The 14,869-nt window shown below is 48.6% G+C and carries 12 protein-coding genes and 1 tRNA gene; 9 read left to right on the forward strand and 4 right to left on the reverse strand.

Annotated features, from left to right (window positions below):
* Positions 1–121 precede the first annotated feature (121 nt).
* Positions 122–1,273 carry a hypothetical protein gene (locus Pan54_RS01420; protein ID WP_165441520.1) on the forward strand — a complete coding sequence of 384 codons (1,152 nt, stop codon included), beginning with the start codon at positions 122–124 and terminating at the stop codon, positions 1,271–1,273.
* 209 nt (positions 1,274–1,482) lie between these two features.
* Positions 1,483–3,234 carry an Hsp70 family protein gene (locus tag Pan54_RS01425; protein WP_146501764.1) on the forward strand — a complete coding sequence of 584 codons (1,752 nt, stop codon included), beginning with the start codon at positions 1,483–1,485 and terminating at the stop codon, positions 3,232–3,234.
* A gap of 111 nt (positions 3,235–3,345) precedes the next feature.
* Here Pan54_RS01425 and Pan54_RS01430 read toward each other — a convergent pair whose 3' ends face one another.
* A complete protein-coding gene (locus Pan54_RS01430) occupies positions 3,346–5,436 on the reverse strand; it encodes a thioredoxin domain-containing protein (RefSeq protein ID WP_146501766.1) in 2,091 nt (696 codons plus the stop codon).
* Positions 5,437–5,729: 293 nt separating this feature from the next.
* On the opposite strand from Pan54_RS01430, the gene Pan54_RS01435 reads away from it, so the two are divergent.
* Both Pan54_RS01435 and Pan54_RS01440 read left to right on the forward strand, forming a co-directional pair.
* Positions 5,730–5,814 (forward strand) — tRNA-Ser (locus Pan54_RS01435).
* Between the two features lie 349 nt (positions 5,815–6,163).
* Positions 6,164–7,519, forward strand: coding sequence for a tyrosine-type recombinase/integrase (locus tag Pan54_RS01440; RefSeq protein WP_165441521.1), 1,356 nt, complete (start codon positions 6,164–6,166; stop codon positions 7,517–7,519).
* Here Pan54_RS01440 and Pan54_RS01445 read toward each other — a convergent pair.
* Positions 7,504–8,874 (reverse strand): phage integrase family protein, encoded by a 1,371-nt coding sequence (locus Pan54_RS01445; protein ID WP_146501770.1) that lies wholly within the window; start codon positions 8,872–8,874, stop codon positions 7,504–7,506. The two genes, Pan54_RS01440 and Pan54_RS01445, sit on opposite strands and share 16 nt — an antisense overlap.
* A gap of 143 nt (positions 8,875–9,017) precedes the next feature.
* Between Pan54_RS01445 and Pan54_RS01450 the strand changes: the two genes are divergently transcribed.
* The 5 genes from Pan54_RS01450 to Pan54_RS01470 all read left to right on the forward strand — a co-directional run bounded on the left by Pan54_RS01450 (position 9,018) and on the right by Pan54_RS01470 (position 13,409).
* Entirely contained in the window at positions 9,018–10,100 is a 1,083-nt protein-coding gene (locus Pan54_RS01450) for a hypothetical protein (RefSeq protein WP_146501772.1), read from the forward strand.
* A 362-nt stretch (positions 10,101–10,462) separates the two neighbouring features.
* Entirely contained in the window at positions 10,463–10,801 is a 339-nt protein-coding gene (locus Pan54_RS01455; RefSeq protein ID WP_146501774.1) for a hypothetical protein, read from the forward strand.
* A gap of 175 nt (positions 10,802–10,976) precedes the next feature.
* A complete protein-coding gene (locus Pan54_RS01460) occupies positions 10,977–12,206 on the forward strand; it encodes a recombinase family protein (protein WP_146501776.1) in 1,230 nt (409 codons plus the stop codon).
* Positions 12,207–12,534: 328 nt separating this feature from the next.
* Entirely contained in the window at positions 12,535–12,873 is a 339-nt protein-coding gene (locus tag Pan54_RS01465) for a hypothetical protein (RefSeq protein ID WP_146501778.1), read from the forward strand.
* 110 nt (positions 12,874–12,983) lie between these two features.
* Positions 12,984–13,409: a hypothetical protein gene (locus tag Pan54_RS01470; protein ID WP_146501780.1), complete on the forward strand. Its 426-nt coding sequence runs from the start codon at positions 12,984–12,986 to the stop codon at positions 13,407–13,409.
* Positions 13,410–14,163: 754 nt separating this feature from the next.
* Here the strand turns inward: Pan54_RS01470 and Pan54_RS26700 are convergent.
* Together Pan54_RS26700 and Pan54_RS01480 are read right to left on the reverse strand one after the other, a co-directional pair.
* Positions 14,164–14,505 carry a phospholipase D-like domain-containing protein gene (locus Pan54_RS26700; protein WP_146501781.1) on the reverse strand — a complete coding sequence of 114 codons (342 nt, stop codon included), beginning with the start codon at positions 14,503–14,505 and terminating at the stop codon, positions 14,164–14,166.
* Entirely contained in the window at positions 14,417–14,797 is a 381-nt protein-coding gene (locus Pan54_RS01480) for a hypothetical protein (RefSeq protein WP_146501783.1), read from the reverse strand. Before Pan54_RS01480 ends, Pan54_RS26700 begins: the two co-directional genes overlap by 89 nt.
* Between the last annotated feature and the right edge of the window lie 72 nt (positions 14,798–14,869).

Below are 14,869 nucleotides of genomic sequence, written 5' to 3' on the forward strand. Positions count from 1 at the left end.
GTTAAATAGACCGTTTGCGCTGGTGTTTGTTTCTCGCTCTGCTATTCTTTATGTGTAAGCTGTGCATTTGTCATTAACCGCACAAGTTACCTTAACTAACAGCAAGATGAGCGAGGACAAGATGAAATTCAAAGCTGCACTCTTAATGGGGCTGACGACGCTACTGCTCTCGTCGCCAACAACCACAGAAGCTCGTCGCCGAGCCTGTCGTTTGTGGAATTGCGGAGTCGGGCCAATTAATTGTCTCGATGATTACTCCTGTGCCCCTTGCGGTCCAGTCTGCGAACCGAAGTGGCAGGAAGTGGAATGCACAGTCATGGTTCCCGAAACGAGTTACGAAACTCGCCGGGTAATGACCACGCAATACACACACGAAGTTCGTCAGCGTCCTGTCACTTATTACGAGCGAGTCCCTCGTACTGAAGTCCGTCAGGTTTCTTACACTGTTTGCGACCCCGTCAAGCGTGAAAAAACAGTCCCTCATGTGACCTGCCGTCCGGTCTATGAAGATCGTGAAGTTTCTTATAATTATTGTGAACCGGTTTACGAACAGAAGGTTGGCTACCGAACTGTCTGTCGTGCAGAATGGGACGAAGTTCCTTACGAGTACACGGTGATGGTTCCTCGAACCGAGTGGCATACGGGTGTCCGTAAGGTTTGTCACATGGAACCTGTGACTGCGATGCGAACGGTCTGCGTCGATGAAGGCTGCTGGGTCGATAACGTCGTTGCTGCTCCTTGCTGCAACATCGGCTGCGGCCCAGGAAACTGCGGTTGCTATACCGTTTGCCGCCCCATCATCTGCCGTCGATGGCAGCCAAACATTGTCCAAAAGCAGATTCCTTACATGACATGCCGTCCGGTTTATGTCGATCAGGAATACCGCTACTGCACAACCGTTTGTGAACCACAAACACGAACTTGTACTCGACGAGTTTGCCGAATGGTTCCCGAAAAGCAGGAATACACATACACCGTCTGCCATATGGAGCAGAAGACAGCCGTACGTAACGTACGCGTTTGCCGCTATGTCCAGGAAACTTCTGAACGAGTCGTCCACTACACCGAAATGGTGCCTCGTACGGAAACTCGCGAAGAAAAATACACAGTCTACGACTGCGTCCCTCATGAAAAAATGGTCGATTACACAGTTTGTGTTCCCGTCCAGGTTGAAAAAGAAATCCAGGTTCCCGTTTGTCACATGGTTCCCAAAACCATCGTCAAACGAATTCCCGTTCCCTGCTCAACCTGTCCAGGGAACACCTGCTACTAAAGCCGGATGAGCTATCATCAATTCAAGAGCCGCCGAGCAATCGAGCGGCTCTTTTTTTGTTATCATCTTTAGCCTCCGCAGGCTTTCTGATCATCATCATCATCATTCTGAACATCCTGTCCGATCTCGTGTCAGCAGTTGACAGTTGATTGCTCATCTGACCATAGTTGAGGCATTGCTTTATAGATTCTCAAGGAACTTCCCGGCTCATGATTCTCGGAATTGATTTAGGAACAACCAATTCGCTCTGTGCTGTTTTTCGCAATGGTCAACCGGAGTTGATCCCAAACAGTCATGGAGACCTGCTGACTCCATCTGTGGTCGGTCTCCTGGAATCCGGTGAATTACTGGTAGGAGAACCGGCTCGTGAACAGCGGGTCACTCGTCCGCAGGCTGTCGCGTCACGATTCAAACGCTTGATGGGAACGAAAGAATTACTGAAGCTGGGCAGTAATAAATGGAATGCGGAAGAACTATCGAGCTTTGTTCTGAAAACTCTCAAGCAGGATGCCGAGGCTTATCTCGGTGAAGAAATCACAGAAGCCGTCATTACTGTTCCGGCTTACTTCAACGATTTGCAGAGACGTTCGACAAAAATTGCTGGTGAACTGGCGGGACTGAAAGTACGGAGGATCATTAACGAACCGACTGCTGCCGCACTGGCCTATGGCTTTCACGATCGGGACGCGGAAAAACATCTGCTCGTGATTGATCTGGGAGGTGGAACGTTCGATGTCACGTTGATGGAAGTCTTCGAAGGGACGCTCGAAATCATTGCCTCAGCCGGGGAGAGCACACTCGGCGGAGAAGACTTTACCGACCGCCTGGCAGGCTCGCTGCTGGAATCTCAAAAGCTGCATCTGGAGTCCGCGGAAATCCAACATCCTCAATTGGTCGCGAGACTCAGGGAAGAATGTGAACAAGCCAAGCGCAAATTTGGCAGCGCTTCTCAGGTGACAATCCGCATTCCCGATCACGAAGGAAACTTTTCAACTGAGCCGGAAAGTTTGACGATTACTTCGGAAGATTTCACAAAAATCGTCACTCCTTTACTCGATCGAATCCGTCGCCCGATTGCACGAGTTCTGCGAGATGCAGGCCGATCTGCTGAACAGATTGACGACGTTATTCTCGTCGGCGGTGCAACCCGCATGCCGGTTCTGAATCAGTGTGTCAAAGAGATGTTTGGCAAAGAACCGATGTGCCAGCACAATCCCGATGAAGTCGTCGCGATTGGAGCAGCAATCCAGGCCGCACTCATTGTGAATGATGCCGCGGTGCAGGATATTGTGATGACGGACGTTTGTCCGTTCACTCTCGGCGTTGAAGTCGTCAAGCAGTTTGCCGGTCGGGATGTAAATGGTTTCTATCTGCCCATCATTCATCGAAATACGACGCTGCCAATTTCAAAAGAAGAAGTTGTCTCGACAGTCCGAGCGAACCAACGGCAAACCAATGTCCGCGTCTACCAGGGTGAACATCGCAAAGTAGAAGATAATATCTTTCTTGGCGAATTGACGGTCAAAGATATTCCACTCGGTCCTGCTGGTACACCAATCTGCATTCGCTTCACCTACGATTTGAATGGCCTGCTCGAAGTGGAAGCCTTTGTGCCCAATTCCGAGAAACGCTTTCGCACAGTCCTGACCAATCACGCTCAGCATCTTTCTGAAGCAGAAGTGCAATCAGCAGTCAAAAAGCTGGAGAACATCAAATTCTATCCCCGCGACGAAGCTCAACATCAACGCCTGCTCCAGTTTTCCGAACGCGTTCTTGGAGAAATCGCACCAGACGAACGACAACAGTTTGAGGAAATCATCGACAGCTATGAACAGGCCATGTCCTCGGGCGACCGAGAGTTCTTTTTTGAGGTCCGCAGTTTTCTCATCGCCCGCCTGAATGAAATCGGCTTTCCTTATGAAGAGCCATCTAACGAAAATGATTCCGACGATTCAAACTAGAGCCGTTTCCCTGAATGTGTAGCGGGTGGTAGTCTGAAATATAGGGCTCAAACCATCAAGAAGCCGCTACATTTAACTGCAAACTGCAGTAAAGATGACAAATAACAAGGATCAGTTGCGATTGCTTCCAGTACCCAATAAGGACAAATTCTTCTCGATTTGATCCCACCCAACCCAGGGCTCATCACAACGCCCCTGTGTGCAATGATAAACAGTCACTTTTCCTTCAACCGTGGACTTCCCCTGAAGTTTAGCATTCAACAACGACCACGCCGGAGTCTCTTCGGACTGAACAACGAATGTCGACAATGGTACATATTGCGAGCAAAGCTGATGAAATCTCTTTGTGAACGTTTCCTTGTCTGGTACGATACAAATAAATTCCGAAGTCGGCCCCAAGTGTCGATCCAAAGCCAGCAATGCCTGGCACATGCCCGTGGGCTGATGCAGTAGTGTTCCCGAAACTGTATCGAGTGCAGCCGTTGCGACAGCGATAAATTTCTCATTGTCCACAAGCTGCCCCAGCTTAAAAAGAGCATGAATCGCCAGATTCGTTCCTGAAGGAATCGCATTGTCGTACTGATCGCGGATTCGCACAATCAATTGTTCATGATCAAGTGGCGTGTACAGAAACGCGGCTGATTCCTCATCGTAAAATTGAGCAATCATCGTCTCACTCAATTCAACGGCCGCTTGCAGATATCGCTCTTCCTGAACAGCCAGCGACAATTCGGTCAGCCCTTCAATCAGGCAGGCGTAGTCATCCAGAAAACCAGAGATCTGGCAGCGACCATCCTTGTAACTATGCCACAATCGACCTTGATCATCCCGCATGGTTGAGAGCAGAAAATCTGCTGTAGTTCGTGCAGTTTCTCGATACGAATCTGAATCGATAACCGCAATCGCCTGAGCGAAAGCCGATAGCATCATCCCATTCCAAGCGATCAGAATTTTTTCATCGCGACCAGGCGGTATCCGATTGGCTTCCCGATGCTTCAATAAAGTTTTGCGGGATCGCTCTAAAATATGCTCTAACTCAACTGGTTCTATCCCCAACTGTTTGATAAGCAATTCCTCCGATAGAGGACGATTGAGAATCGTATGACCTTCCCAGTTGCCATGCTCGGATACGTCGTAACAGGCACAATAGATTTCCGCATCCTCACCAAGCAGTGTTTCGATTTCTGATTTCGTCCAGACGTAATATTTCCCTTCAACTCCTTCGCTATCGGCATCTTGCGTTGAATAGAAACCACCTTGAGGAGCTGTCATTTCCCGCATCACATAAATGAGCGTCTCCTTAACAGTGTTGAGATATTTCTGATTTTTTGTTGCCAAATAGGCGTCGAGATAGACTGGTACGAGTTGAGCATTGTCATAAAGCATCTTCTCAAAGTGTGGCACGAGCCAGCGTTGATCGGTTGCGTAACGCGCAAATCCTCCTCCGAGATGATCGTAAATTCCGCCATCCGCCATTTTGTCGAGCGTCAGACAAACGAACTCCAATGCCTTTTCATTGCCGAAGCGTTTCCAGGTGCGTAACAGCAATTTGAAATCGACCGGGTGAGGAAACTTCGGAGCCTGTCCCAGTCCACCGTGTTGCCAGTCTGCGGCTTCGAGAATTTTCTGCTCGGCATTTTTCAGCAGATTTTCATTGAGTGTACTTTTCATCCGCTGCTCAGTCTGCAACTGGTCAATCGCCTCTACCATTTCGCGGCCTTTGCCCACACACTCTTCCCGATGCTGCGTCCAGTAATCGTGAATCCGCTGGAGAATCTCACCAAATCCGAGCATCCCCTGCTGAGAAGTTGGCGGCCAGTAGGTCCCCCCGAAAAAGGGCTCGCCTGCAGGTGTCATAAAGACCGACATCGGCCAGCCACCCTGTCCGGTCACCAACTGGACAGCTGTCATATAAATCTGATCGACATCCGGCCGTTCTTCGCGATCGACTTTCACATTGATAAACCATTGGTTCATCAACTGAGCAATCTGCGGATGTTCAAAACTCTCCCGCTCCATCACATGACACCAGTGACAGGCGCTGTAACCAACGGAAAGGAAAACGGGCAATTCACGTTTTTTCGCCTCCGCAAAAGCCTCTCCTCCCCAAGGGTACCAGTCCACAGGATTATAAGCATGCTGCTGGAGATAGGGGCTGGATTCATGAATTAAACGATTCGGCTCGCCATGAGTTTCGCTCATTGGATTCTCTTTCCGCTTTGTAGAATAGGTTCCCCCTTATTGTAACGCTTGGATGGGGTGGCACGACCCAATACGCAGTGATGGGCGTGGAGGTTGAGTCAAACCACATCGATTGTAATGAGCAAAGGCAAGCCAACCATAGACTCAACATAGCCTGAAATTAGTGCATATTTTGAGTATTTACCCTTTTTTAAGGTGAACATTTCTCGAATTTGGAGTGTCTGCCAGACACAACGCCCAAACTCCTTGACACCCCCCGGGAGTTCATGCTACGTTTCGCGTACAAACCGCTCGGAGAGGTGGCAGAGCGGCCGAATGCACCGGTCTTGAAAACCGGCGTCGGGCAACCGACCCAGGGTTCGAATCCCTGCCTCTCCGCATCCCCAAACACCCACGAGTCATAACTCATTGACACGTGGGTGTTTGCGTTGATGGGCTCTCTTTCGAAAACGCATTTTGTGGCGGTGTTTGTGGCGTTTTGTGGCGGAATGATTCTCTGAATTCAGGCTCTCCGCTGCTTTTTGAACGCCGTTCTTTGTCTTGAGTCCTGCTGATTTGACTCAACGACTGCCCCTCCGAGCGTTCGCCTCAGCTCAATGATCTTCATCGATATCGAGGGATGATCTCTTCAGTTCCGACTTCACGATTTGGGACTCTCTTTGCCCAAACGCTTCCAGCGAGGTGGCTCTATTTCTCACTCATTTGCTCATTTCAGAAAGGAGTATTTATGGCCCGAAAAACGACCAGCTTTCGCGTCGGTCGTGTGCGTGGTGATCTGCGTGGTCAGGTCTGGTATTTGACCTATCACGAAAATGGTAAGCGACACCGGTCGCGTTCCGGACAAGATCTAGCTGAAGCCAAAAAGCTGGCTTCTCAAATCAATGTCCAACTCGAAACTGGGGTTCCAGCTGTCCTGAGTTTTGATTCGATCTCAATCGACGACCTCAGAACTCGCTGGTTGGACCATCACGAACATGTGACGCGATCCTCTGTCCACACGATCAAACGCTACCGGAGCGCGACCCAGCATCTGATCAATTTTCTCTCGCAACACCGGGTACCTCAGGTCACTGCCCAATTCCGTCTGGAACATGCCGAACAGTTTGCACGATACCTGCGAACGCTGGAAGTGACTCCCAATGGTCATCCCCATTCGATTTCACGTCCGTTACTCGACAAGGGAGTTCTCTACATCCTGCATTGCTGTCGTTCTCTATTCAACTTTGCCATCAAAAGGCGACACCTGCCTCCCTACAGTGACAACCCTTTCAGCAATCTGGAATTCGATCGGATGTCAGTTGAGGATTCCAAACCGATCATTCTGTTTACTTCCGATCAGGAAATGCGATTCCTGCAGCACTGCGATGACTGGCAAGTCTCTCTATTTCTGACACTCATGCTGACAGGAATGAGGCCGGGAGAAATGACACACCTGTTACTGCCAGACGATGTCAATTTCGAGCAGTCGGTTTTGCAGATCAATAATCGACCTCAACTCGGATGGCAGATCAAAACCCGAATCGCTCGTGAGATCCCATTGGTCAACGAACTCTGTCAGATCCTTCAACATATCACCCGCGAGCGATCCAGTGGGACCCTGTTGCAGCGGAGACAGTTTGCCGAGAATACCCGACAGATTGAGAATCCCATTCCGGCAAATATGGAACGCGAACTTCAACAACGACTTGTCGTACAGAAAACCGACGAACCCACTGGACTCGATCGAGTCGCCAGATTGAGAATCTGTCGTACAGTCTGGCGCGATGCCGGGGCCATCAAAATCGAGCAGGTTCGTTCTGAATTTATTCGGGTCTGCGAACGAGCGGGACTGCAGGGTTTCACATCCCCAAAAATGCTGCGACATCTGTTTGCGACGACTCTGCAGGATGCCAATGTTGATCCCCTGATCCGTTGTGAGTTGATGGGGCACTCCACGGCCAATCAGAGTAGTTCTCATAATCTGGGCATGACGGCCAATTACACGCATACCCGCTTTGAGACCAAACGCAAGCAACTCCAATTTGCTCTCGATTCCCGGGCAGCAACAGCATTTGCCCGAGAATGGCTTCAGCAGCATGCCTGAGTCAACTTGAGTTGCGACATCCGTTTGGAGAGGATCTCCACAACCGGAGCGAGTGTTCTGTCGAGAGCCAGGTCGTATTGTCGTTTCAGCTCATTAACGTGCGTGTAACCGACAATCGGAGAATTCCCCGGTGATTGTCCCATCAGATATTTTCTGTAGAACAGAGGGACCCCCGAATTCTCCAAGGATGTGCTGAACAGATGCCGAAAGTCCTTCAGTGTGGCCTGACTGGGCCAGCCCAGTTTCTGTTGAATTCCATGGAATTCATGCTCAACCTGATCATAGTTGATCCCCCCAGCCTTCCGGATCTGCAATTTGAGCAATCGCTGACGCTGTTCAGGGGAAGGAACATTCCGTTTCTGGATCTGCGTTTGAAAGTCATCCGAAAACTCTTGGACTGTGGCAAAACTTTTTTGGGGCTGTTTATTCCCCTGGAAAATCATTCGCTGGGGGAACAACAGGCAATGCCTGTCCGAATCCGTTGCCAGCAAGGTATGGACAAGTTCAGGAATGGGAAAGCGTTTATCCCGTAAACCCTTGGTGTCGTAATCAAATCCAGGACGGCAGACAACCTGCAGCCATTCAGAAGATAAATCTTCGCGAAAGATGAAGCAGGGTTCTGAGGCGCGAAGTCCGAACAGGATCAGGGGAATGAATAATCGTAGCTGAAAACAATCACACTCTTTCAGAAAGTCGCAGGCCATCGAAATCGTAATGTCGGGCTCCCCAAACAGATCGGGAGCCCGACGATGATTTCGTGTCCGATTCCCACAGAACGGATTGGAGAACCCAGCCGGCAGCAGGTTTCCCCGCTGACCATCGGCTGCCCAGGTATACATCGAACGAATCACATCCAGAACATACTCAGCTGAGCGAAGCGGGCGGGTAGCAGTATTGGTGTGACCGTTTGGTGAAATCTGCAATTGAGAAAGATAGGCTCGCAGTTCCTGCACGAATTTTCGATCGACACTGGCTGCTGTCGCCCAGCGTTTTTCAATTTTTGGTTGAGAAACAAATCCCCGATAGTGCTCCAGGGCTGATGCATAGCGTCTGGCTGTCGCAGGACTGATTTCTCCAGCGGCGGCTCGCTGCTGGAGATCCTCAATATACTGTCCAATCAACTGCTGGTTTCCCAGTCGGCGGGTTCCCGTACAGGAAGACCGATAGTGGGTAAGTCGCTCATCGATGGTCCGTGCCCGCACAATCGCCGTTAGCAAATCCCCCTGCACTCGTTCAGCCACGTTCTTTTTTTCGGAGGGCTCCCACCATTGCAGCAAAAAATAATCGGCCCGGCGATAGACGCGAACTTTCTCGGGAGCCGCTATCCCGGCTGGGAACTCAGTAAATCTCTGCATTTTAAATTTTTTGCCATATTTTTGGGTCCACTCAGAATCTGTTTGCGTAAAATGACTTACATCCATGTTCAGATCTCCTAAATCCATTGTGCGAGGGTTTAGGAGCTAGGCATTTGCGCGCAGGGATTGAGGAGAATTTTCGGATGGAACCAGAAATTGAACGGGGTTTGAAGGTTGGAAATCGAACGTTTCCACTTCGTCTACATCGGGATCAGAATGTAGAATTAGGCAATTTTACGATTGATCAATGGTGGATTGATAAACGCGGTCTGTATAAAGATCGCAGATCAACATCCCCAAACCATGACAAAATCATTAACTTTTACTGGGCGTGTTGTCGTGAAGATGGCCCTCAACATGAGTTAGAAGTCAAAGAATCATTTTTACTGGCAAAACTGTTGCCGGAGACTCGGAGCAATGGGGCTCGGAAAGTCTTCGATGATTCCCGGATGTCACAAAAAAATGAGAGTGAGATTCGGGATCGTCAAAATCAATTGGAATCAATGCTTGCCAGTGCTCGTGATGGGCAAAAAACTCAGCAAGAATTCCATGATGAGACATTTCAAACACTCAGTTCGCCAAAGTATGGCGAAGAGGTTGATGAGCAGTATGCTCAATTTCGCACCGAACTTATGGAGGATGCGTGTGATGTTCTTGAAAATGATCCCGAGCAAGCAATTGAATTGGCCCGCAACGCTTGGAGCGAGTGGAATAGAATATACAGTCGCAGATCGGATCCAAACGGAGCCAATGAGATTCCTAAAAAGATCATGGACATCTTCTCCTATGAAGCCAGAGCCGCTCTTCATCGCTGTTATTCTTATGCGTGGATGCATTTGATCCAGGATTTTGTCGCTGAGGGCTTGTGGAATGAGACAACAACAACATTTCATAGAATCTGGCATCTCGATCTCCCCATTGAAGACCGTTATAACGATCAGCTGAAAACGCATTTATTTCATGGCCATACGTTTGGTCTTCACCCGGCAGGTAGCGAATTGATTCGCACTCAAACCGGTCGGGAATTGATTGGAGAATTAATCAGTAATCCATGTGAGTGGGGATGTGTCAATCGCTTTCTGAACGCGATGCTGATTTCCGTCCATCTCTATTCATCACAAATCGAAGAGTCTCGCTCTAACAGAATCAAGAGACCTCGCTCATTTAGTGAGTTTCAGCCTGGAATTACAATCAGTGATATCATTCCTGCAGTTGATGCTTCATAAATTCGTGCTAGTCGGGCATTCAACACGCTCGCGGTGGATCGCCAGCTGAGTTGTGAAGTGTGTGCCGACTCTCCCATACTTGAGTATTTCCAGTTAAATCCTCAAGACACAGATCGTGATAACATCTTTATAAGTTATCAATGTCCCTCCTGTAAAAAGCCAAGTGGTCATTCAATCCGAAGATCTGAGATGCAGCAGTTTCTTCAAGACAGGGACATTCTGTGATGGTTTTCAGATTCAAAAGCAGGCGGAGGTACGACTCGGTATTGTCTTCGTTATTATTCCTTTCACTTCAGATCTGAAGATCCAGCAATATCTGTTTTAAGCGGTTCATTCTCCAATGAGAGTGGACCGCTTTTTTCATGGATACGGCCTCAAACTCTCCCCGACATTTGCACGGGAATTCCAGAATCAAATCTGATCATTACAAAAAGGAGATCACTATCAAACCGCAACCAGTTGTGAACTCGTCATCGACAGGTGACCAACTCGATTCAGACGCAATCTCCGATCAAACCCTGCGGAAATGGGCTCTTCTGCTGGCAAATGCAGAAATGGATTGGCCAGACGAACTGACACCGCAACAGCAAATGAGATTGCTGCTGCTGGTACGGGAGCAGAGACGGGTAAGTCTGCTGACATTGATGGCGCGAATCATCGCAAAATCGCTCGTCTCAGAGGAATTTCAACGAAAAACCTGAAAACCATGAAATTCAGGACAGGATTCAGAGATTTCTGCTGCGCGCAAATGCCTAGTAGTGCCTGACGTGCGTTGGGCCGGTGTGAATAAAGCGTTCCATCGTCCTGATTTCTGAGTCTATCAGGTGAGGATTTGCCAGGTGAACTCAAATCCCTCAACTATTAAGGAAGAGGATCATGTTAATTGATCGATTTGATCGCAACAAAAAGTACCGCGTCGTGATTTATGTGCGGATGTCCACAAAGATGCAGAATGAACGATCTCCTGATCAGCAGATTGAGAGGATCAAGGAACTCATACACCGATTACAACTTCCCTGGGAAGTGGTTGCAATTTATCGGGGTGATGGAATTTCTGGTCGTAGTAGCCGCAAGCGACTTGACTTTCAGCAAATGCTGAAAGATCTCAAATCCGGCAAAGTCCAAGCAGAATTAATCCTCGTTGACTCTTTTGAACGTTTTTCACGTGCGGACAATAATCACGAAATTCGCTCAAAGCTGGCTCGGCAGGGCATTAAAATTCTAACTGCGGACAGCAACTTCGAGAACCCAGACAGTGTGCCTGGAAAAGCACTGAGTTTTGTCGAGTCGTTCCGGGCAACTGAAGAAGGACGAATCAAAGCACATAACGTCCTGAGAGGGAAGCATGATGCTGTTAGGCTTGGGCATTGGCCAGGGGGATCGGCTCCGTTTGGATATCGATTGAAAAACATCATGACTCTCCGCAAGGGAGTGGAGGAGATCGACTATCGGACTATTGAACCGATCCCTGAGCATAAAGGAATTATTCTGAAAATATTTGAGTCTGCGGCTCATGAAAATCTGGGGGCCTCCAGGATCTGCAGGAAACTCAATAAAGATCCTGAGATCCCAGAAGACCTCAAACCCTTTTCGATCAGTTCCATCGACAGTTTTCTGCAAAATGAACTGTATTATGGAGAAATGATCTGGGGTAAATATTGCTATGGAATCGTCGATGATGTTCGGGTACGACAACCAGTTCCGGAGCAAGATTGGGTCCGAAATGAAAACTTCTGCGAGCCGATTGTCGACAAAGCCCTTTGGGATTTGGCCGCTAAGAATCGGGCCGCTCGTCGGTTGAAAAACAATGATTCCAACGATCAATCAAAGAACGGATGTAGACCCAATATGCCACATGCAAGAGGAATTGCACTCAAATATCCTCTCTCTGGATTAGTGATCTGTTCCTCCTGTGGCCGATCAATGGTCGCCACTTCAGGTGCAAAATACAAAACAATCTCAGGTGAAATACGTAATTATGTGTCTTACCGCTGTCCGGCACGGTTTGCTGACGAGTGTGACAATCACTTCTCAATACCCGAGGAGTGGCTCAGAGAGACCGTTTTTGATCTCATCCGACAGCAACTCTTTTCCATATCCCAATAATTGCTGACCTGATCGATTCCGATTGGGACGCATCGAGGACGGCGATTGAATTCGCCGTTCTCTTCTTTTTATTTACTCAATTTACACGGAAGTACAAGCCAATGATTCAAAAAAACAGCTGATGCAATCCTCCAATTTTGGACGTCTACTCTCTGAAGTACAAAACCAAGTGGAACAGCTTCAGCCAGATATTGCCACACAAAAAGAAGCTCTTCTCTAGGAGAAAAGAGATCTGGAAAAGAAAAGACGCGGTTGGTTTGAAACACTAAGTAATCCAGATATCTGCCCTTTATTCCGCAATGAGGTCGAGCACGAATCACAATCAGCCATGGAACGAATCCATCAAATCGAAACAGCACTTAATGATTTGGATTCCGCGACTCGTCAAAAACGGGAGGCAATCGATCCTGATTGGGTCGCAGATCGACTGTTGAATTTAGCTCGGATTCTCGACAGTGAGCATGCCTCTGCAATGAATGTGGAATTATCAAAACATATCAAATCCATTAAATGCAGTCCAGAAGGTAAAGTGGAGGTCAACACCTGCCTCATGGGGGTATTGGCTGAACTGGAAGAAGCGAATGATTTGTTTCAGGTGTCAGACGATATGGACTCGACATTGGAAAAACTGGTATCAAGCCACGGCGACGCACGCGCAGAAATCTGACAGAGGTATTTGATGATGATAGTGCCGCAATCGCGAATAACGATTTTGCTGTCGATCCCGAGCGATTCGACAAGTTGAGCCCGCAATTGTTTCAGAAGCATGAGTTTCAAGTGCCCAAGAAAAAATCCTGGCCTGAAGAAAATGCTCAGCTTGTCGCTGAGTTTCGATTGAATAAAAAACTTTCGATGGAAAAAACTGCGAAGCATTTCGGGATGTCTGTTCCGACTATTCGAAACGCATTGAAATACGCCAAGAGCCAGTATGGACTGGACGCATTCGGAAAAGAACTCAGTCGCATGAACCATCAAAACTGGGCCAAGGAAAATGCCACACAGGTTCTCGAGTATTTCGAGCAACCGGGTGTCACCATGTCTGACGCAGTGGAGCATTTTGGCAAATCCCAACCGACGCTCTCGATGGCAAAAAAATATGCCCGTCAAATGGGGGAAGAAGCAGTCACGCCGTCATCGTCATCAGACGATCCCAGTACATCCAGGGCTGAGATCGATCCTGAAAAGTCTTCCTCCAGAATCTGATCGCTCAGTGGGGCATTTGACCGGCAGCCATTGGGCTGCCGGTATGGATTGTTTTTTAACTATCAAGGATTTCGAGGACATCGTTTGATCTGTGAGCACATCGTTCACAGGTCAAAAGCAGCCCCGCAACTTTTCTCGGATCGTACCAGGTATATGACCATGTCCATGATACGATCCGAGAATTCTTTCTGCTGGGTTTCTTGATTGAAAAATCGAACAGAATCTCTGTATTTAAAGGGTTATTTCATCATCGCCAGCAACTGACCACCTTTGAACACATAAAACTTCAGTTGTCACCGCAATCGCCATGGTTGCATGCGTACACATTCCCGGTTTGGATGCCGAAACTTGGTCCGGTGAAGGCGAACAGAGCGATGAGTGCGGCAATGAGGAGTGATCGTATTATGGGAATCGGCTTCCGGTGTTGATAACGGGTGTTGTGTTGGTTGAGCTATTGTCTAACGAGCGCGCTTCTGAAATTTTCCGGTTGTTTCCAGTTCTATCTGGCTTTTTTGCAAAAAGCCGGCAAATGGCGGAAATATTATACACGTGCACACTTTTGCATTCAGCACTTCCGCTGGCGATAAGGCTTGCACCTCCATAACTGGTCATGTTCGACAGTTTGGAAGCCTCAGCTAAACAATTGGCAAAAACGTATCATTATATAGTGATGGAGATCCATTACTCTTCAGTCGGAGTCTTTTCAAACGGTCAGTATCTCTCATTCATCCACAACCCCGATGAACTCAGTTTATCAGAATGCTCTTTTCGCAAGGCCCTGGTCATATAAATGTCTGAAATGAGTTTCGACTCGTTTGGCGAGCCATTCGCTTTCGATCTTCAGGCCCACTTCGATGTTTCGCACTTGACCGGCCTCCGTAAAGTTGGCTGACGATACAAACACTTTTCGGGAATCCACAACAACACATTTGGCATGCAGAGAAGATGCACAGGGATGTCGTCTGCAATCAAGCGGGGGTTGTAATAAACATCGGGAAGTCGGCACCTCAGAGGCCACTGCTTGTCTTTGAATCGTTGCTTGAACCTGGACAAAGGATTGCTGACGGCGTCGTGTCAGCATCTGGACGAGGGACATTCAGGAAGAACTGGACCTGAAGCGAGGGGAATTGCTCCATACGTGTGGCAAGTGCCTCGAAAACCTGTTGTCCCTGATAAACGGCGTATCCAATCACGAGAACGGAGTGATTGGCATGTGCGAACAGTTCGCGAACCACAACAGATGTGTCCCGGTTCGTAATTCCAGGGGCTTCCGGCCCAGATGTGACGAGGTCAATAGGAGGCTCGACAGCCTGTCCTCCGGTACGGTCGGCGAGGATCAACTCCCGGGGTTTGGCGATCTGCTTTTCTGAGAATCCCTGCTCTGCCAAACCAGTCAGCGACCATAGGATGGAATCAGTCGGCTCACCTGCAATGCTGTGTACGGGGCAGCAAGCCGTTCA

The sequence above is a fragment of the Rubinisphaera italica genome (assembly GCF_007859715.1).
GTDB classification, from domain to species: Bacteria; Planctomycetota; Planctomycetia; order Planctomycetales; family Planctomycetaceae; genus Rubinisphaera; species Rubinisphaera italica.

Bases quoted from the DNA above. Each gene is read 5' to 3' on its own strand.
- Pan54_RS01420 (WP_165441520.1), top strand. From the start codon at position 122: ATGAAATTCAAAGCTGCACTCTTAATGGGGCTGACGACGCTACTGCTC.
- Pan54_RS01425 (WP_146501764.1), top strand. From the start codon at position 1,483: ATGATTCTCGGAATTGATTTAGGAACAACCAATTCGCTCTGTGCTGTT.
- Pan54_RS01430 (WP_146501766.1), bottom strand. From the start codon at position 5,436: ATGAGCGAAACTCATGGCGAGCCGAATCGTTTAATTCATGAATCCAGC.
- Pan54_RS01440 (WP_165441521.1), top strand. From the start codon at position 6,164: ATGGCCCGAAAAACGACCAGCTTTCGCGTCGGTCGTGTGCGTGGTGAT.
- Pan54_RS01445 (WP_146501770.1), bottom strand. From the start codon at position 8,874: ATGCAGAGATTTACTGAGTTCCCAGCCGGGATAGCGGCTCCCGAGAAA.
- Pan54_RS01450 (WP_146501772.1), top strand. From the start codon at position 9,018: ATGGAACCAGAAATTGAACGGGGTTTGAAGGTTGGAAATCGAACGTTT.
- Pan54_RS01455 (WP_146501774.1), top strand. From the start codon at position 10,463: ATGGATACGGCCTCAAACTCTCCCCGACATTTGCACGGGAATTCCAGA.
- Pan54_RS01460 (WP_146501776.1), top strand. From the start codon at position 10,977: ATGTTAATTGATCGATTTGATCGCAACAAAAAGTACCGCGTCGTGATT.
- Pan54_RS01465 (WP_146501778.1), top strand. From the start codon at position 12,535: ATGGAACGAATCCATCAAATCGAAACAGCACTTAATGATTTGGATTCC.
- Pan54_RS26700 (WP_146501781.1), bottom strand. From the start codon at position 14,505: ATGTCCCTCGTCCAGATGCTGACACGACGCCGTCAGCAATCCTTTGTC.